The sequence below is a fragment of the Microbacterium sp. NPDC097977 genome (genome assembly GCF_040302605.1).
Classification (GTDB): domain Bacteria; phylum Actinomycetota; class Actinomycetes; order Actinomycetales; family Microbacteriaceae; genus Microbacterium.
Genome location: NZ_JBEOUR010000004.1, coordinates 70,172 through 96,589, shown reverse-complemented (window position 1 = coordinate 96,589; position 26,418 = coordinate 70,172). Strand labels below are relative to the sequence as shown.

Sequence of the window (26,418 nt, the reverse complement as noted above, 5' to 3'; positions counted from 1 at the left end):
GCCAGCTCCCGTGCCGAGTACGGCGTGCGCACGCCTCGGATGTCGCGGTAGTCCTGATGTCCGGGCCCTGCCCACAGGATGGAGTCGCCGTCGCCGACCATGCCGACGGCGGCGATGATCGCCGCCTCCGGTGGCGAGTACTCGTGGATCTCCGCGTCCGGGCGGGCGGCGCGCGCACCGGCGACGAGAGTCGCCCGGATCGAATCCGGATCCTCGAAGCGCGGATGGTGGTCGGTGACCACGAGGATGTCGCTGCCCTCGACCGCGGTGCGCGCCATGTCGTAGCGCTTGCTGGCGTCTCGATCGCCATCGGCGCCGAAGAGCATCAGCACCCGACCCGGGGTGACCCGGCGGACGGCCGCGAGCGTCTTCTCGAAGGCATCGGGGGAGTGCCCGAAGTCCACGAACACGACGGGGCCCTCATCGCCCGAGACGAGCTGGGTGCGTCCGGGCAGGTGCGCGTCGATGAGTCCGCCGTCGAGCGCCTCGACGATGCGATCCCAGGCGTAGCCGCCCTCGAGGAGCATGACGATGGCCAGGGCGGCGTTCGCGGCCATGTGCGGCCCGATCACCGGCACGGTCGTCGTCAGCGATCCCGCGGGGCCGGTCAGCGTGAACGTCGTGCCGGAGGCGCGCTCGTCGTCGATCACGACCACCCAGTCCGCGGCGGAGGCGGCCTCCGGATCTGCGGCGATCGTGGGGGTGCCGACGGTGACCACGGGGATCTCGGCCCGCTCCACCACGACCGCGCCGTTGAGGGAATCGAGGCACACCACGCCCCGGACCGCACGGTCGGGGCGGAACAGCGGAAGCTTCGCCTCGAAGTACTCGTCCATGTCGGCGTAGTCGTCGAGGTGATCGTGGCTGAGGTTCGTGAAGCCGGCGACATCGAAGCGGATGCCGTCGACACGGTGTCGGGAGAGGGCCTGAGCGCTGACCTCGACGGCCACCGCCTCGACCTCGCGCTCACGCATGAGGGCGAGCAGCGCGTGCATCTCGGAGGCCTCGGGCGTCGTGAGTCGCGACACGATGACCTCGCCGGCGATGTGACGCTCGGCGGTGGAGGAGAGACCGGTGACGACGCCGAGCTGGTCGAGGATGCCCTCGAGCAGGTGCGAGACGCTGGTCTTGCCGTTCGTGCCGGTGGTGGCGAACAGCAGCGGCAGGGGGTCGCCGGCTCCGGTGCCGTAGACCCACGCGCTCAGGGCGCCCAGCACGGCGCGCGGATCGTCGACCACGAGGATCGGGAGCCCCGCGGAGGCGGCGATCTCGGCACCGGCCTCGTCGGTGATGATCGCGACGGCGCCCTTGTCGGCGGCGGCTGCGGCGAACTCGGCCCCGTGGCGGTTCACCCCCCGGATCGCGACGAAGGCTTCGCCGGCGCGGAGGTCGGCGGTGGCGAGGGTGATCCCCGACAGGGTGACACCGTTCACCTCGCCGCGCACCTCTCGGGCGAATCGGGAGGCGAGTTCGGACAGCTCACGCCGGGGCGGGTTCGCGGGGCGGAGCACGGGAGGCAGGCTCGGTTGTTGTTCAATCGACATGTCCTCTCCATGATCTCACGGCGGCGGTGCGATCTCCGGGTGCGGCACGTCCGCCCGCACACCGCGGTGCGGCGCGTCGTGGCCTCGGAGACTCGTGGGGCTCATTCCTAGGCTGCGCGCACTAACGTGATCACGTGGATGTCCTGCTCTATCTGGGTGGCATCGTGTTCATGCTGATCGGCCTCGGCCTCTCGATCGGTCTGCACGAGGTCGGTCACCTCCTGCCTGCGAAGCTCTTCGGCGTGCGCGTCGGCCAGTACATGATCGGCTTCGGGCCCCGGCTGTGGTCGAAGCGCATCGGGGAGACGGAGTACGGCTTCAAGCTGCTGCCGCTGGGCGGCTTCATCTCGATGTCGGGCATGTACCCGGCCTCCACGGCCGCAGGTCCCGCCAAGGGACTCTTCCGCGCGCTGGTGCAGGACGCGCGGTCGGCGAATGACGAGACGATCGCCGCAGGCGCCGAGGACCGGGTGTTCTACCGTCTCCCGGTCTGGAAGCGCGTGATCGTCATGCTCGGCGGTCCGCTGATGAACCTCATCCTCGCCGTCGTGATCTTCACGGTGCTGGTCTCGGGCATCGGCGTGCAGCAGGGGACGACGACGATCGCCTCGGTGAACGAGTGCGTGCTCCCTGCCGGATCGACCGCGACCGAGTGCGCGGCGGACGACCCCGCGACGCCGGCCGCCGAGGCGGGTATCCGGCCGGGAGACGTCCTCGTGTCGGTGGGCGGGCAGGCCGTCTCGACCTTCGCCGAGGCCACGGCCATCGTGCAGGCGGCACCTGGCAAGACCCTCGATCTCGTGGTCCGTCGCGACGGCGCGGAGAAGACACTGCGCATCACTCCCGTCGAGGCCGAGCGGACGATCACGGATGCCAGTGGCCAGCCGGTGCTCGGGGACGACGGCGACCCGGTCGTCAAAGACGTCGGCTACGTCGGCATGGCCGCCCAGATGGGCTTCGTGCAGCAGCCCCTCTCGGCGGGACCGCAGATGGCGGGTGACACCGTCTCGCGCGTCGGGTCGATGATCCTGACACTGCCTGTGCGCATCTGGGACGTGGGAGTCTCGCTGGTGACGGGAGGCGAGCGGGATCCGAACGGACCGCTGAGCGTGGTGGGTGTCGGTCGCCTCGCCGGTGAGGTCGCCGCCACGGACGCCCCGGTCCTCAACCGCTTCTCGGTGCTGCTCAGCCTGCTGGGCTCGCTGAACGTGGCGCTGTTCGTGTTCAACCTGATCCCGCTGCTGCCGCTGGACGGAGGTCACGTCGTGGTGGCGCTGTGGGACGGCATCCGCCGCGCCTGGGCGACGCTGTTCCGTCGTCCGCCGCCCGCACCGGTCGACGCCACGCGCCTCGTGCCCCTCACCGTGGTCGTCGCGACGCTGCTCATCGCGATGGGTGCGGTTCTGCTGCTCGCCGACGTGTTCAACCCCGTGAAGCTCTTCGGCGGCTGACCGCGGCTCTGTCTCCGTGGGCGAAGCTCACGGCGACCCGCGTTCAGGACAGGGCGTGCGAGACGAGACGCTCGAGGGTGCGGATGCCGTCGCGCGACAGGATCGATTCGAGGTGCCCTTGCACGGACGCGAAGTGCGGCCCCCGCAGCGCGTAGACATCGCCGGTCGCAGGGTCCGCCGAGATCTCCGCGGCTCCCGCCGACGTGGTTCCGGCGGCCACCCTGGCGGTGAACGTGTTGTAGAAGCCGATCGACGCGTCCTCGCCGAACACCGGCACCGCCTTCTGGAGTCCCTGATGCGGGGCGTCGAGCGGCACCAGGGGGATCCCCAGGCCGTCGCTCAGGATCTGGTGGCTGAGGCAGACCGCGAGCAGGGGGGCGCCGGTGTCGACCCGACGCGAGACGACGTCGCGCATCCGGGCGATCCGCGGGCTGTCGAGATCGCGCGGGTCGCCGGGGCCCGGACCGGCGACGACGAGGTCGGCGGCGGCGAGCTCGTCGTCCGTCACCTCGCTCCAGGGGCGGTTGGTCACGTCGAGGCCGAGATGCCGCAGCTGATGCGCCAGCATCGTGGTGAACCGGTCCTCGGCGTCCACGACGACGGCCGAGGTGCCGGTGAACGGACCGGTGAGACCGTCGCCCTGCGGGTTGAGCCAGAAATCCGCGAGCCGGGCGTTGCGCGAGGCGAGCAGGGACTCGATCGTGGGGTCGGCAGCGAGGGAGCGCGGCTCGCCCGGGGCATCGGCGTCCTCCCGTGCTTCTGCCGCACCGTCCCTGTCGATCGCGCCGATCGCTCCGAGCACCCCTGCCGCCTTGCCGTGGGTCTCGGACACCTCGCCGTGCGGATCCGAGTGGCGGACGAGGGTGGCACCGACCGGCACGCTGAGCGCGCCATCCTGCACGTAGACGGTGCGGATGAGGATCGGGGCGTCGAGGTCGTGTCCGCCCTCGGCGTTGGGGGTGAACAGGGCGGCGACGCCGGAGTAGTACCCGCGCGGCTTGCGCTCGTGACGGCGGATGACCGCGCAGGCGTTCTGCATGGGGGAGCCGGTCACGGTCGGCGCGAACATCGTCTCGCGGAGGATGTCACGGGGATCCAGCGTGCTGCGTCCGCGGAGCATGTACTCGGTGTGCGTGAGCCGCGACATCTCCTTGAGGTGCGGGCCGGTGATGCGCCCGCCGTCGGAGCACACCGCGCTCATCATCTTGAGCTCCTCGTCGACCACCATGAACAGCTCCTCGGTCTCCTTGGTGGAGGAGAGGAAATCGACCAGGGTGTCCTTCGTGGCACCGCCCGCCGGGTGACGGAACGTGCCCGAGATGGGGTTCATCGTCACGACCCCGCCCCGCGCCACGACGTGAGCCTCGGGGCTGGCCCCGACGGCGATGTGGTCGGGGGTGACGACGGCGAAGGTCCAGTACGCGCCGCGTTCGTGAGTGAGCAGAGCACGGAACCAGGTGAGTGCCGCCGTGCGGTCGTCGACGTCGATGTTCGCCGTGAAGTCCCGGCGGATCACGAAGTTCGCGCCCTCACCGCGTCCGATCTCGTCGGCGATCACCGTCTCGACGATCGCCGCGTACTCCTCGTCGGCGATGTCGAAACCGCCGTCTCGCAGCGGGACAGGTTCGGCCGGCAGTGCGGTGAGCAGCTCGGCGGTCGGAAGATACAGGTGCTCCTCGACGGCGAGGCAGCGCAGCGGGGCGCCGTCGTCCTGGGCGACGAATCCGCGCTCCCGCACCTGGCGGTAGGGCACCATCGCGAAGATCTCCCGGTCGGTGCCGTCGATCGTGAGGGGGATGTCGGCGAGGAGGTCGACATCCAGGATGTCGCCGGTGAGCAGCTCGACGGATTCGGCGCCGTCGCGCGCGATGAGCACGAACGATGCCGCGGGATCCGCGGTGAGCTCGGAAAGACGTGAGAGGGTCATCGATGTCTCCTGTGCGTGGCTCCGGCTCGGCTCAACGAAAAGACCGCCCCGGAGGCGGTCTGAATTCGTGGGAACGCGAACACACCGCCTAGGAGGCGGGCCACCAGGTGAGGTTCGCGAGCATGGGCTGAAAACTATCACACCACCGACCGCGTCCCCGTTCGCGTGACGGAGGTGGAGAGTGGTCCCGCTTCCAGCCTGCGTGCATCAGAGCGGCGTAGGCTGGAGGTGTGCCAGCAGTCAATCTCGGGATGCCGAAGATCCCCGAAGTCCTCGCCCCACGTCGCAAGACCCGCCAGATCAAGGTGGGCAAGGTGCTCGTCGGCGGCGACGCCCCCGTGAGCGTCCAGTCGATGACCACGACGAAGACGACCGACATCAACGGGACACTTCAGCAGATCGCCGAGCTCACCGCATCCGGCTGCGAGATCGTGCGCGTGGCCGTGCCGCATCAGGACGACGCCGATGCGCTGAAGATCATCGCGATGAAGAGTCAGATCCCGGTGATCGCCGACATCCACTTCCAGCCCCGCTACATCTACACGGCGATCGACGCCGGTTGCGGCGCCGTGCGCGTCAACCCCGGCAACATCCGCGAGTTCGACGGCAACGTCGGCAAGATCGCCGAGGCGGCGAAGGCCGCCGGCGTCTCCCTGCGTATCGGCGTGAACGCCGGATCGCTCGACCGTCGCATCCTCACCAAATACGGCAAGGCGACGGCCGAGGCCCTCGTCGAGAGCGCCGTCTGGGAGGCGTCGCTGTTCGAGGAGCACGACTTCCACGACTTCAAGATCTCGGTCAAGCACAACGACCCGATCGTCATGGTCAAGGCATACCGTCTGCTCGCCGAGCGGGGAGACTGGCCGCTGCACCTCGGCGTCACCGAGGCGGGGCCCGCGTTCCAGGGCACGATCAAGAGCGCCACGGCGTTCGGCATCCTGCTCGGAGAGGGAATCGGCGACACCATCCGCGTGTCGCTCTCGGCGCCCCCTGCCGAAGAGGTCAAGGTCGGCCACCAGATCCTGCAGTCGCTGAACCTCCGCGAGCGCAAGCTCGAGATCGTCTCGTGCCCGTCGTGCGGACGCGCGCAGGTCGACGTCTACACGCTCGCCGAGAACGTGACCGAGGGGCTCAAGGACATGACGGTGCCGCTGCGCGTCGCGGTCATGGGCTGTGTCGTGAACGGGCCGGGCGAGGCGCGCGAGGCCGATCTCGGTGTCGCCTCCGGCAACGGCAAGGGACAGATCTTCGTCAAGGGCGAGGTCATCAAGACCGTGCCCGAGGCGGACATCGTCGCCACGCTGATCGAAGAGGCCAACCGGATCGCCGCCGACATGGGACCCGAAGCACCTCTCGGCACCGCGCAGGTCGTCACGGTCTGACGGCCGGAACGCGTCCCGACGCCGTCGGCATCGCGCAGGTCGCCTCGGTCCCACGACCAGATCTCGTCCGCACCCGATTCCGGCGCTCGCCTCCTCCCACGAGGGGCGGCGCCCGTGAGCATCTCAAGGAGCCCCATGCCCTCGTCAACCGTCGTGTCCTTCGCCGGCGGCGATGTCTCGGGATCGAGCACCGTCACCCGGGTCGAATCGACATCCGCGGGCGCCGTGGTCATGGTGGACGCCACACCGTTTCATCCGGTCGATCACACGTGGCCGGATCAGCCCGGTGACAGCGGCGAGATCACGCTCGACGGGTCGGCGGTGCGCGTCACGGAAGCCGTGATGGCCGCGGTGTCGGACGAGGGCCGGTTCGCGGTCGGCTCCGACATCCCCGTGAAGCGCGGCGCGGAGGGATGGACGTGGCTCGTCGGTCATCCGCTCGAGGGCGATGTTCCGTCCTGGCTGGTCGAGGGCGCACGCGTGGGACTCTCGGTCGACTCGTCCAGGCGAGCCGGTCTCAGCCGGGGTCACACGGCGTGCCATCTCGCGTCTCTGGCGCTCGATCTCGCCCTTGCGGATCTGTGGCGCAAGGACCCGGGAGAAGATGCTCTGGGTGCCCCGGACTTCGAGGGCAAGGCCAATCAGTCGAGCCGCATCCATGCGGACGGTGCCGTCGACGAGTACCGCCTGGGCAAGAGCCTGCGCAGGGCCGGCTTCGACACCGAGACGTTCGCCGCGACTCTCGCGGACCGTGAGGCGTCGATCAACGCGCGGCTGGCCGACTGGGTCGACTCGGATGCATCGAGCAGGGTGGTCACAGAAGGTCCGACGATCGTGGATCGGCGCAGCTGGCAGTGCGAGCTTCCCGACGGCACGGCCGAGATCCTGTGCGGCGGCACGCACGCGGCATCCCTCGACGAGTTCGTCTCGATCTCCGTGACGCTCGACCTGACCGATCCGCAGCTGCTGGTCATGACGACGAGGGCCGTTCCCGCGTCCTGAGCCCGGTTCAGCGCACGAACCCGCTCTGCACCCTGCCGCCCGCACGATCGAGCTCGTCGTCGACGCGGTCGGCGAACGTGGCGTAGTCGCGGTCGAGCAGCGGGATGCTCAGCCGGTCGGCGCGCTCGCGACTGAGCGTCCGGAGCCGCCGGGGGAGCCATTTGCCCGTCGCGATCCAGCGTCCCTCGCTGAGCAGCATCAACTCCGCGATCCGCTCGAACAGGATGGCGGCCTCGACCTGCTGCTCGAGGGGGTCTGCGGCGTCTCTGAGGTCGTCGAGCACATCGGTGATGACGTAGCGACGGAAGGCGGACTCCTGCGCACTGAGTGAGGGGCCCTCGTCGAGGACGCTCTGCCAGCGACGGCGGAGTGAGGCGAGACGGCCGTCGTCTCGGAACGCAGTGCCTTCGACGAGCATGTGCCCGGTCACCGGCCTGTGCTGTGCCACACCTCGGTCGGCCCACTCCTCGAAACCCGCGGGTGTGTACGCGAAGACCTCGAAGATCTCGCCCTCGAACTCATGAGTCGAGGCCTCGCTCCTCTGGTTCTCGGCCTCGAAGAGCTCGTCTCCGAGGAGCAGCAGGTCGATGTCGCTCGTCGTGGTGCGCTCGCCGCGTGCGGTGCTTCCCGCCACGATGGCGATGTCCGCTCCGGGGTAGCGGGCGGCGACGAATCGTTCGGCGACGGCGAGGTGGTCCACGCCGCAAGCGTATGTCAGACGGAGAACTCGATCTCGCCTCCGGCGATGTCGACGCTCACGACTCGCAGCGGTACGACACCTCCGGCGACGGCGCCGTCCGGAACCGGCGCGGAGGCGGTGACGGCGGGGTCGGCGAGCTGGACCGTGGCGCGCTCGCCGCGGATCTCGATCACGGTCGCATCGACCGTGGAGCCGACCAGGGGAGTCATCAGTGCGGCCTCGACGCAGTTGATCGTCGCGGAATCGAGCCGGGACGCGCGTTGACCGGACTCCTGCATCAGGGCGGGGAGATCGGCGAGCGACTCGCGAACCCAGCCCGGCACCTCACGCCCCTCGGACACGGCGAGGCAGATCGCGAGCGACCACCGATCGACGAGACGACGCAGAGGTGCCGTGGCGTGTGCGTACGGAGCGGCGATGGCCGCCTGCTCCGTGTCGGGCGGCACCGAGCCGTCGAAGGTCACGTACCCCGCTCCGCGGAAGAGCGACGCCGCCGCCTCGAGGATCGGGAGGGTCATGGGGTCTGCGCGATCCAGCTCGCGCAGATAGTCGCCGTATCTGCCCGTCGTCCAGGGGCGGCCGAGCGCCTCGGTCTGATGACGGAACGCGGCGAAGGCCTTCTCGTCGGGTTGCGGCATGGTCCGCAGGATGCCGATGCCGGCGTCGATCATCAACGTCGCGGCCGCCATACCCGTCATGAGGGAGAGCTGCGCGTTCCATTCCTCGACGGGGAGCGGATGCCGTCGCTCGATCGAGTAGGTTCCGTCGGCGCCGCGCACGACCTCTTCGTCCGGAAGATTCAAGCTCGCTCCGCCGCGGAGCTTCTCCTGCGTGATCCGCAGAGCTCCGATCTCCGGCAGCAGTGCGGCCGGTCCGTCCTCGCCCCGGTCGAGTGACGCCTGAGTGCTGGCGTAGTCGAGCTGGGCGCGCGAGCGGATCAGTGCGCGCTCGAGCCGGAAGTCCTCGACGACCCCCGCCGAATCGAGGGCGAAGGTCCAGACGAGCGCGGGACGATCCACATCCGCCAGTAGCGAGGCGCGATCCTCGCTCAGTACCTTCGGATGCAGCGGGATCGTGCCGTCGGCCGCGTACAACGTCTGACCGCGACGGCGGGCCTCCTCGTCCACCGCGCCGCCGGGCGTCACGAATCCCGGCACATCGGCGATCGCGTAGCGGACGGTGTATCCGGAACCCCGCCGTTCGAGGTGGAAGGCCTGATCGAGGTCACGCGACCCGCGAGGATCGAGCGTGGCGAAGGCGATGTCGCGCAGGTCGAGTTCGGGCGTCACGGCCTCCGACGCCGCTGCCTCGGCGAGCACGGCGGCAGGGAATTCTGCGGGCGCGTCCGGGGATTCCTTGAGCGTGGCGAGCGCCGTGGCGAGTTCCGTCTGCGCGGCGGACGGAGCAACGTGGGATCGGCGCTGAGGCATGCCCCCACACTATGTCGCCCGCCGTGAATGGGAGGAACCCCTCAGAAGGGTGGTGGTGTGTCGTCTTCGGTGGTCGTGGTGTTCTGCGCCGGAGGTTCGTCGACGTATATCCGGCCGGTCGGGCTGGTCCAGGCGAAGACGCCGTCGCCGAGATTCTCGACATGCCAGGGCGTGCGGTGCGTCAGCGGCCACCTGCTCCACCGTCGCGTCCTTCAATGCCGTCATAGCCGCATCACACCGCCGACCACCGACATTCCTGCCCCAGATCAGGGCCGAAAACCCGCCCCCAGGTCCAGGACATCGACATGCCGGAACACGACAACGGCTCGCAGACAGAACAGTGCTGCGAGAGTCGAGTCGATGAACGTCGGCGCACTGTCCCGAACCTGTGATTCGCGTGTCCGTCCGGCCCCGACCGGAATGCTGGGCGTTAGCGTGGGGGCATGACCACTGCTGCGAAAGCCCAGACCCTGATCGGACTCTACGAAGCACCGGAGATCCTCCGCGTCGTGAATGTGTGGGACGTCGTCTCCGCCCGCGCCGTCGCGGCACTCCCCGAGACGAAGGCCATCGCCACCGCGGGGCACGGCATCGCCGCATCGTTCGGTTTCGAAGACGGCACCATCACCCGCGACATCATGATCGACATGGTCGGACGCATCGCGGCGGCCGTCTCGGTGCCCGTGACCGCCGACCTCGATGACGGATACGGCGACGCCGGCGAGACGACCCGCCTCGCGATCGGCGCAGGTGTCGTGGGCGCCAACATCGAGGACCGCCTCAAGCCCTTCGACGAGTCCGTCGCGGCGGTCGAGGCCATCGTCAAGGCGGCGGAGGCCGAGGGAGTCCCGTTCGCTCTCAACGCCCGCACGGACGCCTTCGTTCGCGCCGGCCACCGCCCGGTCGCCGAGAGCATCGCCGACGCGATCCAGCGCGGCCGCGCGTTCCTCGACGCGGGAGCCACGGCGGTGTTCGTGCCGGGGATGCTCGACGCCGCCATCACCCGCCAGCTCGTGGAGGGGCTGGGGGAGGGGAAGCTCAGTGTCATCGGGCTCCCCGGCACCCTCGCGGCTTCCGAGTACGAGAAGCTCGGTGTCGCCCGCATCTCGTACGGACCCCTGCCGCAGCGGGTCGCGCTCACCGCGACCCAGGAGCTGGCGGCGAGCCTGTACGCGGGCGGCGTGATCCCCAACGGACTCCCTGCGCTCAACTGACGCACCGTGAAGACGAGTGGCCGCGGTCAGTAGACTTGCCCCGTGGTCACTCGTCTTTCGAACTTCTTCCTCCGTACGCTCCGTGAAGACCCTGCAGGCGCAGAGGTCGCGAGCCACAAGCTGCTGATCCGCGCCGGATACATCCGACCGCAGGCCGCCGGGATCTTCGCCTGGCTGCCGCTCGGTCTGCGGGTCAAGGCCAAGATCGAGACCGTCGTCCGTGAGGAGATGGCCGCGGCCGGTGCCCAGGAGGTGCACTTCCCCGCGCTGATGCCGCGTGAGTCCTACGAGGCGACCGGTCGCTGGGAGGAGTACGGCGACCTGCTGTTCCGCCTCCAGGACCGCAAGGGCGGTGACTACCTGCTCGCGCCGACGCACGAGGAGGCCTTCACGCTGCTGGTGAAGGACCTCTACTCTTCGTACAAGGACCTGCCCCTGACGATCTATCAGATCCAGGACAAGTACCGCGATGAGGCCCGTCCCCGTGCCGGCCTGCTCCGCGGGCGCGAGTTCACGATGAAGGACGCCTACTCCTTCGACGCGTCCGACGAAGGCCTCGATGTCAGCTATCAGGCGCAGCGAGACGCGTACGAGCGCATCTTCCAGCGCCTCGGACTCGAGTACGTCATCGTCCAGGCGGATGCGGGGGCGATGGGAGGCTCGCGCAGCGAGGAGTTCCTGCACCCGACGCCCGTGGGCGAAGACACGTTCGTGCGCAGTGCCGGCGGCTACGCCGCGAACGTCGAGGCGTTCACCACGGCCGTCCCCGAGGCGGTGTCCTTCGACGCCGATGCGTCGCCCGTCATCTTCGACTCGCCCGACACTCCGACCATCGAGACCCTGGTCGCACACGTCAACGCGCATCTCGACGGCGAGTACACCGCGGCCCACACGCTCAAGAACGTCGTGCTCGCGCTCACCCACCTCGACGGCTCTCGTGAGCTCGTCGTCGTGGGTCTCACCGGTGACCGCGAGGTCGACCAGAAGCGCGCCGAGGTCGCGTTCGCGCCGGCCGAGGTCGACACCGCCACGGCCGACGACTTCGAGAACAACCCGCTGCTGGTCAAGGGATACATCGGCCCCTGGTCGACCACCGGCGCCGTGCTGGGCGAGGAATCGGCCACCGGCATCCGCTACTTCGTCGACCCGCGCGTGAGCGAGGGCACCTCGTGGATCACCGGAGCGAACATCGACCAGAAGCACGCCCACTCCGTCGTCGCGGGGCGGGACTTCTTCGCCGACGGCGTCGTCGAGATCGCGAACGTCCGTGCGGGCGACCCCGCACCCGACGGCTCGGGCCCGGTGGAGCTCGCCCGCGGCATGGAGATCGGCCACGTCTTCCAGCTCGGGCGCAAGTACGCCGAGGCGCTCGGTCTCAAGGTGCTGAACGAGAACGGCAAGCTCGTCACGGTCACGATGGGCTCCTACGGGATCGGCGTGACCCGCATCCTTGCGATCATCGCCGAGCTGAACAACGACGAGAAGGGGCTCATCTGGCCCGCATCCGTCTCTCCGTTCGACGTGCAGGTCGTGGCCGCGGGCCGCGATCAGGTCGCGTTCGACGTGGCGGCGGACCTCGCCGCACAGCTCGAGTCGAGCGGACTCGACGTGCTCTACGACGACCGCCCCAAGGTCTCTCCCGGCGTGAAGTTCGGCGACGCCGAGCTCGTCGGCGTCCCGAAGATCGTCATCGTCGGCCGTGGTGCCGCCGACGGCCAGGTCGAGCTGTGGGACCGCAGCACAGGAGACCGGGATGCCGTGTCGATCGTCGAGGCCGTGGAGCGGCTCACGCAGCGCTGATCTCTCATGCAGAACGCCGCGCGTCCCTCGGGGCGCGCGGCGTTCTGCGTCAAGGGATGCGGTCAGCGGACGATGCGCCCGTGGTTCATGGTGTCGTCGTCGGGGGTGTCCCGCGTGACCAGAGCCTTGAGCATCCCGGCCGCCAACGCGATCTTGCCCTTCGACGGCTCCCAGAACTCCGTCACGGTGGGGGTCACCTTCAGCAGCGCGATGCCGGGGGTGTCGAGCCCTTCCTCGAACCAGATGTCGAGCGACGGAGAGTAGAGCTCCTCCATCTTCGCCCGGTCGCGGACGACCGACGCGTTCCCGGCGACCGACACGTAGCGCATGCCGCCGGCATCGCAGTAGGAGAGCCCCACCTGGCGGTGCTCCTTCACCTCGTCGACCTTCTCGGTGTCCTCCGCGGTGAAGAACCAGATGTCGCCGGCCTCGTCCATCTGCCGGGTCGACATCGGGCGGCTGACCAGATTGCCGTCGTCGTCGATCGTCGTCAGCATCGTGAAGTCGATGTCCTCCACGAGCTCGGTGACTCGTGCCAGTGCCTCAGGTCCGGTGATCTCTGTCATGCCGACAATGCTGGTGCACCGCGGGCCGACGCGCACGGGGTTGACAGGTCCCGTGGCGCGTGCTGCGCCGAGGGCTGTCGAATCCCGGTCCGTGGCTCGTGCGTCTCGACGGTCGCGTGTGACAGGCTGGAGGCATGACCGACGACGTGCTGCCGGAATCGCTGAGTGCCGAGATCAACACCGTGCTCGATGAGGCGGGGGTCACGACGGACCGACGACTCGTCCTGCGCATGATGCGCACCGCGCTGCTTCTGGGCGAGGATGGCACCGACAGGCTCGACCTCAAGATCGCGTCCGCGGCGCTGGCCGAGATGCGCGACGCCTTCCGGCTCTTCGCCCCTTTCGAGGGAGTGCCCAAGGTCACGGTCTTCGGCTCCGCCCGCACGCGGCAGGACGATCCTCTCTACGTCCAGGCGCGAGCCGTCGCCGAGGCTCTCGCCGCGGACGGCTGGATGGTCGTGACGGGCGCCGGCCCCGGCATCATGCAGGCCGCCGCCGAGGGCGCGGGTCCTGCACTCTCGCTGGGCGTGTCGATCCGGCTGCCGTTCGAGGAGAAGGCGAACAGCCTCGTCGCGGGGAGCGATCACGTCGTCGCGATGAAGTACTTCTTCACCCGCAAGCTGATGCTGATCAAGGAATCCATCGGATTCATCTGCCTCCCCGGCGGCTTCGGCACCCTCGACGAGATGTTCGAGCTCCTCACTCTGCAGCAGACGGGAAAGGCCGAGCCGACCCCCATCGTGCTGCTCGACGAACCGGGCGGCACCTTCTGGAACGGGCTCAAGCGGTTCATAGATGAAGATCTCGCGCCCACCGGGGTGATCTCCGAGGGTGACTTCGACCGCGTCGTCATCACGGACTCGGTCCGGTCGGCGGCCGCCGTGATCGCCGGATTCTGGCGCAACTACGACTCGCTGCGGTGGGTGGGCGACACGCTCGTGCTCCGCCTGCGCGCAGAGCCGACCGATGCCGAGCTCGAGGCACTCAACGAGCAGTTCGCCGGGATGCTGATCAGCGGCCGCATCGAGCGGTCCGCGCCGCGGTCACCCGAGGTCTCCGACGACGATGTGCTGCATCTGCCGAGGCTCGCGCTCCACCTGGACCAGCGACAGGTCGGCAACCTGTTCCGTCTGATCGGCGCGATCAACGCGCTGGAGTCTGCTCCCGCGCTCTGATGCCTGCCGCGAAGGCGGCCGGGTCGACCGACCGACCGAGGATGCGCTCGGCGGCTCGGTGCCCCGAATAGTAGGCGGCCCCCACCGTGGCGGGTTCGTCTCCCCAGGTGGCCTCGCCCGCGAAGTGCAGCACGCCGTCGACCGGGCCGGCGAGGTCGTCGTGATCGCGGTGCGAGGACCCGACGGCGAGATGCGAGTACGACCCGTTCGAGAACGGGTCGTGTCCCCACCGGGTGATCCACCGTGCCGTGGGGGCTCCGACGGCGTCGCCGTACAGCCTGTGCAGGGCGGCGAGCACGTCCGCGACGATCTCGTCGTCGGTGAGTTCCTGCATCCGCTTCCCGAACGGGCCGGCGGCGAAGGTGAGGAGGGTGGGCAGACCGCTGACGGCCGACACGTCGTACCAGGAGTGCCAGTGCTCGCCCGCCTCGCCGAGTGCCCGCAGCACATAGCTGTCGTCGTCCCAGAAGCGCACCGGGAACTGGAGGAAGATCTTGTTGAAGACGCCCATTCCGAGACGTTCCACGGGGCCTGCGACGGCATCGGGCAGCGGAGGGGTGAAGTCGATCGAACCGGCCTTGAGCACGCCGAGCGGCACCGTGACCAGCGCGGTGCGGGCCGAGAATTCGCCCTCCGCCGTCGTGACGGTCACTCCGTCCGCGGTGCGCGCGACGCGCGTCACGACGTGGTCGAACCGGATGTCGAGGCCGGCGGCGATGCGCCGGGGGAGCTCATCGTACCCACGGGGGAAGATCACCTCGTCGCCGTCGATCTCGTCCTCGTCGAGACCGTGCGCGTCGAGGTCTCCGATCCACGCCCCGCACTGCTCCTCGACCCGGTGGCGGAAGAACTCGCGGATCTCGTCGATCCGCTCCGGCGCAAGGCCCGATCTGTCGAGGGCGCGCTCGGTGACGTCGAGGTAGGTGTCGCCGGGAGAGGAGGCCGCGATCTCCTCGACGAGCAGGCGATCGGCCTCGGCGACGTCCTCGACCCACTGCGCGGTGGCGGCGGCGTCCATACGCGCACCGTCTCCGTCGAAGTTCTCGATCGGTCGGCCGCCGGCCTGGAAGCTGCCGACCGTGTACTCGATGCTGGGGATGCCGAGCTCCTGCACGAGTTCCCAGAGCGGCGAGTCGTCGATCCCGTGGACCCACGAGGCACCGAGGTCGACGGGGAAGTCCGCGGAGCGGTCGGTGTTCATCCGTCCGCCGATGCGGTCGCGACCCTCCAGCACGAGCACCGACTCGCCGGCGTCCGCGAGCATCCGCGCCGCGGTCACGCCCGACATCCCGGCGCCGATCACGATCGTGTCGTACGTGGTCACTGGATCCTCCTGCGGGTGTCACCGGGCTGCGCTGCGCCGCACTCGTGGCACGGGCGGTGGGCACAGGGTATCGTGGTACGGATGTCGCGTGTGCACACCCGCGCGACGAGAGCTGAATAGGGAGTTGTCATGGATATCGAACTGAGTCTGCTGCGTGGGATCGAGAAGGAGAAGGCGATTCCCTTCGACGAACTCGTCTCGATCATCGAACAGGCCATCCTGACCGCCTACTCCAAGCACGTCTCCGAAGACGGCGCCACCCCTGAGGGCGTGCGCGTCGAGCTCGACCGCCGCACCGGCCACGTCGCCGTGCTGCAGGTCGTCAAGGACGACGAGGGCGCGATCATCGGCGAGGAGGATGCGACTCCCGGTGACTTCGGTCGTATCGCCGCTTTCGCCGCGAAGCAGGTCATCAGCCAGCGTCTTCGCGACATCGCCGACGACGTCGTGCTCGGCGACTTCAAGGACAAGGAAGGCGACATCGTCGCCGGCGTCGTGCAGCAGGGGCCGAACCCGCGCATGATCCACGTCGACCTCGGAGCCGTCGAGGCGATCCTGCCGCCCGAGGAGCAGGTCCCCGGCGAGGTGTACGCGCACGGTTCGCGTCTGCGCGTGTACGTCACCAGCGTCGCCAAGGGGCTCAAGGGTCCGCAGATCACGGTCTCGCGCACGCACCCCGGACTCGTCCGCAAGCTGTTCGCGCTCGAGGTTCCCGAGATCGCCGCCGGGCTCGTCGAGATCGTGTCCCTCGCGCGCGAGGCCGGACACCGCACCAAGATCGCCGTCAGGGCGAACGACCCCGCGATCAACGCCAAGGGCGCCTGCATCGGCGAGATGGGGCGACGCGTCCGCGCCGTCACCGAGGAGCTCGCGGGGGAGAAGATCGACATCGTCGACTACGACCCCGAGCTCGCTCCCTTCGTGGCCAACGCGCTGTCGCCGGCGAAGGTGACCAGCTCGTTCATCCTCGATGCGAACACCAAGGCCGTGCGCGCACTCGTGCCGGATTACCAGCTCTCGCTGGCGATCGGCAAGGAGGGGCAGAACGCGCGCCTCGCCGCCAAGCTCACCGGTGCGAAGATCGACATCCAGCCCGACAGCGTCCTCGACTGACCACGCGGCACGTACGACTCGCGGCTCTCACGTGAGTCGTACGGGAACTCAGGTGTAAGATGGAACCCGTACGAACGTGCGTCGGCTGTCGCACGCGTGCTCCCCGCTCCACTCTGCTCAGGGTGGTGTCCCAGAACGACATCCTCATCCTCGATGAGAGTGCTGTCCTGCCGGGGCGCGGCGCGTGGGTGCATCCGACACCGGAATGCATGGAAGCCGCTCTGCGGCGCCGCGCCTTCGGAAGAGCACTGCGCGTGACCAGCGAACTGGACACGCGGAACATCGCACAGCATCCACCAAGAAACAAAGGCTGAACAGCTATGGAAACAAAGTGAACGGCTCGAAATGAGACCCGTCCGCGACTAGTGGTCTGCCCTGTCTGGGTGGACCGACTCAGACAGGAGAATTGTGGCTGGTAAACCACGCGTACACGAGATCGCCGCCGAACTCGGCGTCGACAGCAAGATCGCACTTGCAAAGCTCAAGGAACTCGGAGAGTTCGTCAAGAGCCCCTCTTCGACCATCGAACCGCCGGTGGCGCGCAAGCTGCGCGCGGCGATCGAGGCGGATGCTTCGCTGAAGCCGTCCGCAGACACCACGTCGGCCGCGAAGCCCGGTGCCGCCAAGCCCGGTGCTGCCAAGCCCGGTGCCGCCAAGACCGGCGCTGCCAAGCCCGCGGCCGCACGGCCCGGCGCCCCGACCCCCGGCCCCAAGCCCGGTCCGAAGCCGGCACCCGCGCCCGAGCAGCCCGCTGCTCCGGTCGAGGAGGCTCCGGCTCCGCAGGCTGCACCCGCAGCGGCGACCCCCGGACCCGCCGAGGCGAAACCCGCCGAGGCGAAGTCCGAAGAGGCGAAGCCCGCCGATGGTGGAGCGCCGAAGCCCGGCGCCCCGCGCCCCGGCAACAACCCGTTCTCGTCGGCTCAGGGCATGGGCCAGCGCCCGGCCGGCCCTCGTCCGGGTAACAACCCGTTCGCGTCGGCTCAGGGCATGGGCCAGCGCCCGAGCCCGACCCCCGGCAACATCCCGCGTCCGCAGGCGCCTCGTCCCGGCGCGCCGCGTCCGGGTGCGCCTCGTCCCGGTTCCCCCCGTCCCGGCGCTCCGCGCGGTGGTCAGGGTGGTCGTCCCGGCGGTGCACCGTTCCAGCAGCGTCCCGGCGGCCCCGGCCGTCCCGGCGGTGCCGGTGGACCCGGTGGTGCAGGTGGCCCCGGTGCACGTCCCGGCGGCGGCTTCGCAGGTCGTCCCGGTGGCGGCGGAGGCCGTGGCCGTGGTCCCGGTGGAGGTACCGCAGGTGCCTTCGGCAAGGGCGGCGGCAAGAGCAAGCAGCGCAAGTCGCGGCGGGCGAAGCGGCAGGAATTCGAGATGCGGAGTGCTCCGGTCGTCGGTGGCGTCAACGTCACCCGCGGTAACGGAGAGGTCATCCGCATGCGCCGTGGCGCGTCCATCGCGGACTTCGCCGACAAGATCGAGACGCTGACCGGCTACACGGTCCAGCCCGGAACCCTCGTGACGATCCTCTTCAACCTCGGCGAGATGGCCACGGCCACCGAGTCGCTGGACGAGGCGACGTTCGAGGTGCTCGGCGAGGAGCTCGGCTACAAGATCCAGATGGTCTCGCCCGAGGACGAGGACAAGGAGCTCCTCGAGGGCTTCGGTCTCGACCTCGAGGCCGAGCTGGAGGCGGAGAGCGAGGACGACCTCGAGATCCGTCCCCCGGTCGTCACCGTCATGGGTCACGTCGACCACGGTAAGACCAGACTGCTCGACGCGATCCGTCAGACCAACGTCATCGACGGTGAAGCGGGTGGCATCACCCAGCACATCGGTGCGTACCAGGTCTGGACGGAGCACGAGGGCATCGAGCGGGCCATCACCTTCATCGACACCCCGGGTCACGAGGCGTTCACCGCCATGCGTGCCCGTGGTGCGCAGGTGACCGACCTCGCGATCCTCGTGGTCGCGGCCGACGACGGCATCATGCCGCAGACGGTCGAGGCCCTCAACCACGCCCAGGCGGCCAATGTGCCGATCGTGGTCGCGGTGAACAAGGTCGACAAGCCCGACGCCAACCCGGCCAAGGTCCGTCAGCAGCTGACCGAGTACGGTCTGGTCGCTGAGGAGTACGGCGGAGACGTGCTGTTCGTCGATGTGTCGGCTCGTGCCAACACCGGCATCCAGGAACTCCTGGACGCGGTGCTGCTCACCGCCGATGCGGGTCTCGACCTCACCGCGAACCCGAACAAGGGCGCGCGTGGTGTGGCCATCGAGGCGAAGCTCGACAAGGGCCGCGGATCGGTCGCCACGGTGCTCATCCAGTCCGGAACGCTCCGGATCGGAGACGCCATCGTCGCCGGAACCGCGTACGGACGAGTTCGTGCGATGGCCGACGAGAACGGCGAGCAGGTCCTCGAGGCCTACCCGTCGCGTCCCGTGCAGGTCCAGGGTCTCAACTCGGTGCCTCGTGCCGGTGACGTCTTCATCGTGACCGAGGAAGACCGTATGGCCCGTCAGATCGCTGAGAAGCGTGAAGCGGTCGAGCGCAACGCGCAGCTGGCCAAGGCCCGCAAGCGCATCTCGCTCGAGGACTTCACCCGTGCTCTCGAGGACGGCAAGGTCGAGTCGCTCAACCTCATCATCAAGGGTGACGTCTCCGGTGCCGTCGAGGCGCTCGAGGAGTCGCTGCTCAAGATCGAGGTCGACGACTCGGTGCAGCTCCGCATCATCCACCGCGGTGTCGGTGCGATCACGGAGTCCGACGTGAACCTGGCGACGATCGACAACGCGATCATCGTGGGCTTCAACGTCCGTCCCGACACGAAGGCGCGCGAGCGCGCTCAGCGTGAGGGCGTCGACATCCGGTTCTACTCGGTGATCTACAACGCGATCGACGAGATCGAGAGCTCGCTCAAGGGCATGCTCAAGCCGGAGTACGAAGAGATCCAGTCGGGTGTTGCCGAGATCCGCGAGGTGTTCCGCTCCTCGAAGTTCGGCAACATCGCCGGTGTCATCGTGCGGTCGGGAACGATCACGCGAAACGCCAAGGCTCGTGTCATCCGCGATGGCGTCGTGATCGCCGATGGCCTCGCCATCGAGTCGCTGCGTCGCTTCAAGGACGACGTCACCGAGGTGCGCACGGACTACGAGGCCGGTATCGGCCTCGGCAAGTTCAACGACATCCAGATCGGCGACGAGATCGAGACGACGGAACTGGTCGAGAAGCCGCGCGGCTGATCGAGTTCGATATATCTTCGGGCGTCCTTCGCTCCGGCTCCTCAGCGGGCCAGCGAGACGAAGGGCGCCCGAAGGGTACGCAGAGGGAGAGAACAATGGCTGGTGAACGTCAGGCCCGTCTGGCCGATCGGATCCGAGTGATCCTTGCCGAGCGACTGGAGAAGGGGCTGCGCGACCCGCGCCTCGGCTTCGTGACCCTCACCGACTGCCGCGTCAGCGGCGATCTGCAGCACGCCTCCGTCTTCTACACCGTGCTCGGCACGGAGGAGGAGCGGATCGCCAGCGGTGCCGCCCTGGCATCGGCGACGGGCATGCTGCGCAGCGAGGTGGGACGACAGCTGAGCACCCGACTGGTGCCGACGCTCGAGTTCATCCCGGATGCTCTGCCCGAGAACGCCGACCACATCTCCGCGCTGCTCCGCGAGGCGCAGCAGCGTGACGCGGAGGTCGCGGCGCTCGCGTCGTCGGCGTCGCACGCGGGAGAGGCTGACCCCTACTTGCATCCGGATGAGGACGACTCGCGCTCCTGACCTGTGCCTGCCCCGCTCCGAGTGCGAGGGCTTGCTACCCTCACCTGAACGAGCGGATGCTCGTACGGACTCGGGGGGTTCGGCATCGACGGATCGAGTGCGCGGGGGGCGGTCTCGATCGACCCCGCCTCACTGGAGGCTCTGGTCTCCGCATTGCTGGATGACGACCTGAGTTGTGCTCCGCACGTGGTCGCGAGGCTCGTGTCGGAGGTGACGGGAGACACGGCGACCGTCAGGGCCATGGCGGCCAGGCTCGATTTCGCGCAGCGCCAGGGGCTCAGGGCGCTGCCGTCACCGTTGCCGTCGGTGCCCGAGATCGACGCGCTCTACGAGAGCCTGCAGCTCGCCGACCGCGATCGTGATCTGCTCCTCGCGGTGGCGCTGCACTTCAGCGACTCCCTCGAGCCGATCCTCGCGTTCGACGGGCGCACCGCCGGTGAGCTGGCGTCCGGCCCGGTCGGGGAGCTGATCGAGATGCACGCCGGAAGGATCCGACTGATCGATCCCCGGCTCGCCATCTGGCTGCAGACCGGGACGCCCGCCTCACACACGGTGGCGGTGCACGCGCGTCTGCACCGTGTCTTCCTGGCCCGCGGGGAGCAGGTGTGCGCGGACTGGCATGCGGCGAGGTCGTCCACGTCCCCGAGCCCGGTGGCCGCGAGCGAGCTCATTCGCACGGCCCGCATCCTCTCGCAGGCCGGGCGGAGCGGGCGGGCGTTCCAGATCGCCGGCGAGGCGGCGTCCCACACGTCCGGCGCGGAGCACGACGAGGCCACGCTCGTGGCCGGGGTCTCGGCGATCGCCGCGGGCCACGCTGTGGACGCCGTGCGACTGCTCGTCGGGCTGTACCCCGATGCCGCCGAGCGCCACCGCCTGCAGGGTCTCGGGGGTCTGCTGGTCGCTCAGGCCTGTGTCCGGGGCGCCGTGCCGGAGCTGGACGCCCACACGTTCACGCCGCGGACCGACGACCTCGACGACTGGTACTCCTGGACGCGGGCCTCGGGGCTCGCGGCGTTCTTCTGCGCCGAGCGCGGTGATCGCCGGGGGATGCGTGCCTGGCTCGACGCCATGCGGGAGGGCAGCGCGAAGGTGGGCGCGGACCGCTGCCTGCGCGACCCCGTCGTGGCCCTCTCGTGGTTGGTTCTCGGCGACAGGGACATCGACGACGTGCAGGGGACGGGCCCGCTCTCGAGGGGAATCCTCGGCGCGCTTCATGCGGGTATGGAGGGGGACTTCGATCTCGGCCTCCGCCTGCTGGCCGCCTGGGATACGGGGATGGCCGCGGAGGTCGATCCGCTCGTCGCCGGGTTCGAGCGCAGTCCGCTGGTCGCCGCCTACCGCGCGGTGGTCGAGGTGCTGCTGCTGATGTGGCGGGGTGATATCGGTGCGGCCCGCATCAGGATGATGAGGGCGGCTGTCGCGCTGCCCGTCGCACTGCCGTTCGCGGGCCTCGGCGTGGTGATCACCCGCCGTCTCGACCTCGCCGTGCTCGGCACGCTCGGCCCCTTCGCCCGCGCTCTCACGGCTGCGCTCCCGACGCCGCAGCAGATCGATCGGCTGGTGGATCGGGGTATAGAGGCCTTCCTGGCCGGCGAGGAGGACGAGGCCATCGCGCTGATGCGACTGTGGCACGATCGCGGGGCACCCCGGCCGGCGCTGTCCGTGCCGGGGCTGGAGGAGGCGAGTATCGAGAGCGATGAAGACCCGCCGCGGTCCGCGCCGATCGAACCGCCCGAGATCGCCCTCGCCCGCAGGCTTCGCTCCCGCATCCTGAACCTGCCCGGACAGGACTGGCGGGCCGAGCGCGCCTCGATCTCCGAGGCGGCACGCACCCTCCGATCCCCGTTCACCCGCGGTCGCGTCGAGGCCATGATCGGCATCCGGTGGATTCGTGACGGCGAGGTCGCGGTCGGCCGCGACTACCTGGCGGCCGCCCGGCATCTGCTGGAGGTGTCGGGTGCGTCCGCCTGGTCTCGCGCGGTGGAGAGCCGGATCGACCGGGTGGATGCCGAAGAGACGGCGCCGCTCGCGAAGGATCCCCTCTCCTCGTCGCGGCGGGTGTGGGAGGCGCAGCTGACCGCCCGCGAGCTCGAGGTGGCCATGCTGGCCGTCGAGGGGGCGTCGAACCGTGACATCGCCGATGCGCTGCACGTGTCCGTGCGAACCGTCGAGGTGCACCTCGGGCGGGTCTTCGGCAAGCTCGACGTGCGCACGCGCGTCGAGCTCACGGTCCTGGCCCACCGGATCGGTGGATAGCATGCTCGCTCGGCACGGATCGGCGTCCTGGCGAGCGGAGAGGGCTCAGCGGGCGGAGAGCGCTCAGCGGGGGAGAGAGATCAGCTCGCCGTCGGCCTCGGCCAGCCCGTCGGCGATGAGGGAGTCGATGGCACGGTGTCGTTGCAGCGGGTCCGGCCACTCGGGCAGCACGGATTCGAGCGGCACCGAGTCCGGAGCCGCGTCGCGGAGGATTCTGAGCACCGCCCCGCGCGCCTGCCGATCCGAGCCTTCGAACGACGCCTGACGGCGCCGGGCATCGCCGGTGTCCGGCCGACCTGCGGCGACCCAGGCGCAGCCCCCGAGGAGGGGGCAGGCCTCGCACCGGGGCGATCTCGAGGTGCACACCGTCGCGCCGAGCTCCATCGCCGCGGCGTTGAACACGGCGGACTCTCCGACGTCCTCCGGCAGGAGCTCTTCCATGAGCACCAGATCTCGGCGGGACGGAGGTCCGGGCTGCGCCTGCCCGAGGACCGCCCGGGCCAGCACCCTGCGGGTGTTCGTGTCGACGACGGGGTGACGGTCGGCGTAGGCGAACACGGCGACCGCCCGTGCCGTGTAGTCGCCGATCCCGGACAGTCTCAGCAACGCCTCCACGTCGCGCGGCACGACGCCGTCGTGGCGTTCCGTGATCTCGACGGCCGCCCGGTGCAGCCAGAGTGCACGGCGGGGATAGCCGAGGTTGGCCCACTGCTGCACGACCTCGGCCGTCGTCGCCGCGGCGAGGGCCGACGGTGTGGGCCAGCGGGCGAGCCATGCCTCCAGATGCGGGATCACTCGATTCACCGGTGTCTGCTGCAGCATGAACTCGCTGACCAGCGTCCCCCAGGCGCCGAACTCGTCGTGGAACTCCGACCGTCTCCACGGGAGGTCGCGTGCGGCGTCGCGGTACCACCGGGCCAGAGGCATCGTCACGGCATCGGCGGGAGGGGGAGTCGAGCGCACCTCGACAGCCTAGGCGAACGGTGCCGGGCAGCGACCGCCCCGACGACCCTCGATGTCCGTGCCGATGCGGAGCCTGCCGCACCGTAGGCTTGAGGGATGGTCTCGCCCGGCATCCTCCTCGTCGACAAGCCCGCTGGGCTGACCAGCCACGATGTCGTCGCCCGCACGCGGCGCGCCCTCGGCACCCGCAAGGTCGGGCACGCCGGCACGCTCGATCCGATGGCCACGGGCCTGCTCGTGATCGGTGTCGAAGGAGCCACGCGGCTGCTGACGTTCATCGTCGGTGCGGACAAGACGTACGAGGCGACGATCCGACTCGGACAGACCACGGGAACCGACGACGCGGACGGCGAGGTCCTGACCCGCGCCCCCGAGCAGGCCTGGGCCGCGGTGACCCCCGAGCGCGTGGCCGCCGGCATCGCATCGCTCACCGGTGCCATCTCCCAGGTCCCGAGCTCCGTGTCCGCGATCAAGGTCGACGGACGTCGTGCCTACGATCGTGTGCGCGACGGCGAGGAGGTCGTCCTCGCGGCGCGCGAGGTCACCGTCTCCCGGTTCGATGTCCTCGCAGAGCGCCGCGGTGAGGGCTTCCTCGACCTCGATGTCGTCGTCGACTGCTCCTCGGGCACCTACATCCGCTCGCTGGCCCGCGATCTGGGTGCCGACCTCGGCGTCGGCGGTCACCTGACGGCGCTGCGCCGCACGCGCGTCGGGGACTTCGACGTCGCGGATGCCGTGCAGATCGAGGAGGCGACGGAGTCCGCGCTGCTCACCCCTGCGGCCGCAGCCGTGCGCGTGCTCGATGCCCTGCGGGTGTCGGGCGACGAGGCACGCGACCTCCGGCACGGCAAACGGCTCGCACAGCAGGCCGTGCGCCTGAACGGGGCGCTCGCTGCCGCGATCGATGAGGATGACGTCCTCGTCGGCGTGGTCGAGAAGCGCGGCACCGACCTGAAGAGCGTCATGAACATGCCCGAGGTGCAGCGATGATCCTGTGGCTCACTCTCGCGCAGGTGGCCGTCGCGGTCGTCGCGGGTCTCTTCTGCCTCGTCGCCGGGCTCGCGGGCAGGCGTCCGAGCGACTACTCGGTGGGTGCTCTCGCCCTCGTCGAGCTGCTGCTGATCGTGCAGGTGGTCGTCGCCATCGTCGCACCGCTCGCGGGCAACCCTCCCACCGGCGATCTGCTCGAATACTGGGTCTACCTCGTCTCGGCCGTGCTGCTGCCGATCGGCGCCGTGCTCTGGGCTCTCATGGAGCGCAGCCGCTGGAGCACCGTCATCCTCGGGGTCGCCGCGCTCGCCGTCGCGATCATGGTGTGGCGCATGCACGTCATCTGGACGATCCAGATCGCCTGAGCCGCTGGGGCGCTGCCGTGGCGCGCATCTCGTGCCCCGGCCCGGAACTAGAATGGGTGGCGCTATGAGCACCACCGTCCCCACCTCCCGGATGACCGGCATCGGCCGCGTCCTCGTGATCGTCTACGCCGTGATGGCACTGGCCGCGACCGGTCGGAGCTTCGTGCAGATCTTCCGACAGTTCGACGAGGCACCGGTGGCGTACGCGCTCTCGGCACTCGCCGCCGCCGTGTACATCCTCGCGACGCTCGCCCTCGTGCTCGCCGGCCGTCGCGGCTGGTACGTCGTTGCCTGGGTGGCGATCGTGTTCGAGCTCACCGGCGTGCTGGTGGTCGGGGCGCTGAGCATCTTCCTCCCCGATCTGTTCCCGCACGACACCGTATGGTCGATGTTCGGTCGCGGGTACCTGTTCATCCCGCTGGTCCTGCCGGTGTTCGGCATCTGGTGGCTCCGCACCCACCGGCCGGTCGAGAGGACCGCGGCACGGGCGTCCGTCGAGGTCGGCGCGTGATCGTCTTCCGCGACCCGAACGAGATTCCGAACGACTTCGGCGCCTCCGCCGTCGCGATCGGCAAGTTCGACGGGGTGCACGCGGGACACCGCGCGGTCATCCGCCGTCTGACGGAGGTTGCCGCCGAGTCCGGTCTGCGCACCGTCGCGGTCACGTTCGACCGGAACCCGCTCGCGGTGCTCCGCCCCGATCGGTGCCCCGAGAACGTGGTCACGGTCGACCGCAAGCTCGAGCTGCTCGGTGAGCTGGCTCTCGACGCCACCCTTCTGCTGACCTTCGACGCGGAGTTCGCCTCCCGCAGTGCCGAGGACTTCGTCACCGGCATCCTCGTCGATGCGCTCCGGGTCTCGACCGTGCTGGTGGGCGAGGATTTCCGATTCGGCCGCGGTGGAGAGGGCACGCCGGCGCTGCTGCGGGAACTCGGGCCGCGGTACGGGTTCACGGTGGAGGTGGTCGACGACGTCTTCCTCGACGGCTCCGACCGCCGTGTGTCCTCGACCTGGATCCGGGAGCTGCTGATGGCCGGCGACGTGACGGCCGCCGCGCGGGTGCTCGATCGCAACGTCGACGTGCGCGGCGAGGTCGTGCACGGTCTCAAGCGCGGCCGAGAGCTGGGCTTCCCGACCGCCAACCTCTCGGCATCCGTCGACTCCTTCGTGCCGGCGGACGGTGTGTACGCGGGGTGGCTGATCGATCACGTGACCGGCATCCGTCATCGTTCCGCGATCTCGGTGGGCACCAACCCCACCTTCGACGACGTGCTCGAGCGGCAGGTCGAGGCCCACGTCATCGGCGAGACGGACCTCGATCTCTACGGTCATGACGTGACCGTGGAGTTCGTGAGCCGTCTGCGCGGCATGGTGGCCTTCGAGGGCATCGAGAAGCTCAAGGATCAGATGGCCGCCGACGTCGACGATGCGGAGCGCGTGCTCGCCGGGGCACGCTGA

The 26,418-nt window shown here is 69.4% G+C and carries 22 protein-coding genes; 15 read left to right on the top strand and 7 right to left on the bottom strand.

What is annotated here, in order from left to right; translation table 11 throughout:
* On the bottom strand, positions 1 to 1,544 hold a 1,544-nt coding region (locus tag ABTZ43_RS02190; protein WP_350537678.1), incomplete at its 3' end, for a Mur ligase family protein.
* Positions 1,545 to 1,678: 134 nt separating this feature from the next.
* Here ABTZ43_RS02190 and ABTZ43_RS02185 point away from each other — a divergent pair.
* Positions 1,679 to 2,995, top strand: a complete 1,317-nt coding sequence (locus ABTZ43_RS02185) for a M50 family metallopeptidase (RefSeq protein ID WP_056416713.1) — start codon at positions 1,679 to 1,681, stop codon at positions 2,993 to 2,995.
* Positions 2,996 to 3,038: 43 nt separating this feature from the next.
* On the opposite strand, the gene ABTZ43_RS02180 is transcribed toward ABTZ43_RS02185, so the two are convergent.
* A complete protein-coding gene (locus tag ABTZ43_RS02180; protein WP_350537677.1) occupies positions 3,039 to 4,922 on the bottom strand; it encodes a chorismate-binding protein in 1,884 nt (627 codons plus the stop codon).
* 230 nt (positions 4,923 to 5,152) lie between these two features.
* Between ABTZ43_RS02180 and ispG the strand changes: the two genes are divergently transcribed.
* Both ispG and ABTZ43_RS02170 read left to right on the top strand, forming a co-directional pair.
* The gene (ispG, locus tag ABTZ43_RS02175) at positions 5,153 to 6,304 is read left to right on the top strand and encodes a flavodoxin-dependent (E)-4-hydroxy-3-methylbut-2-enyl-diphosphate synthase (protein ID WP_188042367.1); all 1,152 of its coding nucleotides are present in this window, start codon (positions 5,153 to 5,155) and stop codon (positions 6,302 to 6,304) included.
* 135 nt (positions 6,305 to 6,439) lie between these two features.
* On the top strand, positions 6,440 to 7,306 hold the full coding sequence (locus ABTZ43_RS02170) for a hypothetical protein (RefSeq protein WP_350537676.1): 867 nt from the start codon (positions 6,440 to 6,442) through the stop codon (positions 7,304 to 7,306).
* 7 nt (positions 7,307 to 7,313) lie between these two features.
* Here the strand turns inward: ABTZ43_RS02170 and ABTZ43_RS02165 are convergent, their stop codons facing one another.
* Together ABTZ43_RS02165 and ABTZ43_RS02160 are read right to left on the bottom strand one after the other, a co-directional pair.
* Positions 7,314 to 8,006 (bottom strand): nucleotidyltransferase domain-containing protein, encoded by a 693-nt coding sequence (locus ABTZ43_RS02165; RefSeq protein WP_350537675.1) that lies wholly within the window; start codon positions 8,004 to 8,006, stop codon positions 7,314 to 7,316.
* 14 nt (positions 8,007 to 8,020) lie between these two features.
* Entirely contained in the window at positions 8,021 to 9,436 is a 1,416-nt protein-coding gene (locus ABTZ43_RS02160) for an RNB domain-containing ribonuclease (protein WP_350537674.1), read from the bottom strand.
* Between the two features lie 443 nt (positions 9,437 to 9,879).
* Between ABTZ43_RS02160 and ABTZ43_RS02155 the strand changes: the two genes are divergently transcribed.
* A complete protein-coding gene (locus ABTZ43_RS02155; protein WP_056416734.1) occupies positions 9,880 to 10,650 on the top strand; it encodes an isocitrate lyase/PEP mutase family protein in 771 nt (256 codons plus the stop codon).
* 42 nt (positions 10,651 to 10,692) lie between these two features.
* Positions 10,693 to 12,450, top strand: coding sequence for a proline--tRNA ligase (locus ABTZ43_RS02150; protein WP_350537673.1), 1,758 nt, complete (start codon positions 10,693 to 10,695; stop codon positions 12,448 to 12,450).
* Positions 12,451 to 12,512: 62 nt separating this feature from the next.
* On the opposite strand, the gene ABTZ43_RS02145 is transcribed toward ABTZ43_RS02150, so the two are convergent.
* A complete protein-coding gene (locus tag ABTZ43_RS02145; RefSeq protein WP_149423237.1) occupies positions 12,513 to 13,016 on the bottom strand; it encodes a pyridoxamine 5'-phosphate oxidase family protein in 504 nt (167 codons plus the stop codon).
* A 134-nt stretch (positions 13,017 to 13,150) separates the two neighbouring features.
* Here ABTZ43_RS02145 and ABTZ43_RS02140 point away from each other — a divergent pair, with 134 nt between their 5' ends.
* Positions 13,151 to 14,191 (top strand): LOG family protein, encoded by a 1,041-nt coding sequence (locus ABTZ43_RS02140; RefSeq protein ID WP_350537672.1) that lies wholly within the window; start codon positions 13,151 to 13,153, stop codon positions 14,189 to 14,191.
* On the opposite strand, the gene ABTZ43_RS02135 is transcribed toward ABTZ43_RS02140, so the two are convergent.
* Positions 14,160 to 15,515: a flavin monoamine oxidase family protein gene (locus ABTZ43_RS02135; protein WP_350537671.1), complete on the bottom strand. Its 1,356-nt coding sequence runs from the start codon at positions 15,513 to 15,515 to the stop codon at positions 14,160 to 14,162. The genes ABTZ43_RS02140 and ABTZ43_RS02135 overlap by 32 nt on opposite strands.
* Positions 15,516 to 15,644: 129 nt before the next feature.
* Between ABTZ43_RS02135 and nusA the strand changes: the two genes are divergently transcribed.
* The 5 genes from nusA (at position 15,645) to ABTZ43_RS02110 (ending at position 22,642) form a co-directional block, all read left to right on the top strand.
* The gene (gene nusA, locus ABTZ43_RS02130; protein ID WP_045255356.1) at positions 15,645 to 16,628 is read left to right on the top strand and encodes a transcription termination factor NusA; all 984 of its coding nucleotides are present in this window, start codon (positions 15,645 to 15,647) and stop codon (positions 16,626 to 16,628) included.
* Positions 16,629 to 16,687: 59 nt separating this feature from the next.
* Positions 16,688 to 16,942: a YlxR family protein gene (locus ABTZ43_RS02125; RefSeq protein WP_082539347.1), complete on the top strand. Its 255-nt coding sequence runs from the start codon at positions 16,688 to 16,690 to the stop codon at positions 16,940 to 16,942.
* Between the two features lie 94 nt (positions 16,943 to 17,036).
* Positions 17,037 to 19,856 (top strand): translation initiation factor IF-2, encoded by a 2,820-nt coding sequence (gene infB, locus ABTZ43_RS02120; protein ID WP_350537670.1) that lies wholly within the window; start codon positions 17,037 to 17,039, stop codon positions 19,854 to 19,856.
* 95 nt (positions 19,857 to 19,951) lie between these two features.
* Positions 19,952 to 20,386 (top strand): 30S ribosome-binding factor RbfA, encoded by a 435-nt coding sequence (gene rbfA, locus ABTZ43_RS02115; protein ID WP_056416747.1) that lies wholly within the window; start codon positions 19,952 to 19,954, stop codon positions 20,384 to 20,386.
* A gap of 186 nt (positions 20,387 to 20,572) precedes the next feature.
* Entirely contained in the window at positions 20,573 to 22,642 is a 2,070-nt protein-coding gene (locus tag ABTZ43_RS02110; RefSeq protein WP_350537669.1) for a helix-turn-helix transcriptional regulator, read from the top strand.
* A 63-nt stretch (positions 22,643 to 22,705) separates the two neighbouring features.
* Here the strand turns inward: ABTZ43_RS02110 and ABTZ43_RS02105 are convergent, their stop codons facing one another.
* Positions 22,706 to 23,569 (bottom strand): iron-sulfur binding domain-containing protein, encoded by an 864-nt coding sequence (locus tag ABTZ43_RS02105; RefSeq protein ID WP_350537681.1) that lies wholly within the window; start codon positions 23,567 to 23,569, stop codon positions 22,706 to 22,708.
* Positions 23,570 to 23,701: 132 nt separating this feature from the next.
* Between ABTZ43_RS02105 and truB the strand changes: the two genes are divergently transcribed.
* The 4 genes from truB (at position 23,702) to ABTZ43_RS02085 (ending at position 26,418) form a co-directional block, all read left to right on the top strand.
* The gene (gene truB, locus ABTZ43_RS02100; RefSeq protein WP_350537668.1) at positions 23,702 to 24,595 is read left to right on the top strand and encodes a tRNA pseudouridine(55) synthase TruB; all 894 of its coding nucleotides are present in this window, start codon (positions 23,702 to 23,704) and stop codon (positions 24,593 to 24,595) included.
* Complete coding sequence (locus ABTZ43_RS02095) at positions 24,592 to 24,960, top strand: hypothetical protein (RefSeq protein WP_056416759.1); 369 nt, start codon at positions 24,592 to 24,594, stop codon at positions 24,958 to 24,960. Before truB ends, ABTZ43_RS02095 begins: the two co-directional genes overlap by 4 nt.
* 64 nt (positions 24,961 to 25,024) lie before the next feature.
* Positions 25,025 to 25,471 (top strand): hypothetical protein, encoded by a 447-nt coding sequence (locus ABTZ43_RS02090; protein WP_350537667.1) that lies wholly within the window; start codon positions 25,025 to 25,027, stop codon positions 25,469 to 25,471.
* Complete coding sequence (locus tag ABTZ43_RS02085; protein WP_350537666.1) at positions 25,468 to 26,418, top strand: bifunctional riboflavin kinase/FAD synthetase; 951 nt, start codon at positions 25,468 to 25,470, stop codon at positions 26,416 to 26,418. Before ABTZ43_RS02090 ends, ABTZ43_RS02085 begins: the two co-directional genes overlap by 4 nt.

Coding starts and splice junctions, on each gene's coding strand:
- ABTZ43_RS02180 (WP_350537677.1), bottom strand. CDS start 4,922: ATGACCCTCTCACGTCTTTCCGAGCTCACCGCGGATCCCGCGGCATCG.
- ABTZ43_RS02170 (WP_350537676.1), top strand. CDS start 6,440: ATGCCCTCGTCAACCGTCGTGTCCTTCGCCGGCGGCGATGTCTCGGGA.
- ABTZ43_RS02160 (WP_350537674.1), bottom strand. CDS start 9,436: ATGCCTCAGCGCCGATCCCACGTTGCTCCGTCCGCCGCGCAGACGGAA.
- ABTZ43_RS02155 (WP_056416734.1), top strand. CDS start 9,880: ATGACCACTGCTGCGAAAGCCCAGACCCTGATCGGACTCTACGAAGCA.
- ABTZ43_RS02145 (WP_149423237.1), bottom strand. CDS start 13,016: ATGACAGAGATCACCGGACCTGAGGCACTGGCACGAGTCACCGAGCTC.
- ABTZ43_RS02140 (WP_350537672.1), top strand. CDS start 13,151: ATGACCGACGACGTGCTGCCGGAATCGCTGAGTGCCGAGATCAACACC.
- nusA (WP_045255356.1), top strand. CDS start 15,645: ATGGATATCGAACTGAGTCTGCTGCGTGGGATCGAGAAGGAGAAGGCG.
- ABTZ43_RS02125 (WP_082539347.1), top strand. CDS start 16,688: ATGGAACCCGTACGAACGTGCGTCGGCTGTCGCACGCGTGCTCCCCGC.
- rbfA (WP_056416747.1), top strand. CDS start 19,952: ATGGCTGGTGAACGTCAGGCCCGTCTGGCCGATCGGATCCGAGTGATC.
- ABTZ43_RS02105 (WP_350537681.1), bottom strand. CDS start 23,569: ATGCCTCTGGCCCGGTGGTACCGCGACGCCGCACGCGACCTCCCGTGG.
- truB (WP_350537668.1), top strand. CDS start 23,702: ATGGTCTCGCCCGGCATCCTCCTCGTCGACAAGCCCGCTGGGCTGACC.
- ABTZ43_RS02095 (WP_056416759.1), top strand. CDS start 24,592: ATGATCCTGTGGCTCACTCTCGCGCAGGTGGCCGTCGCGGTCGTCGCG.
- ABTZ43_RS02090 (WP_350537667.1), top strand. CDS start 25,025: ATGAGCACCACCGTCCCCACCTCCCGGATGACCGGCATCGGCCGCGTC.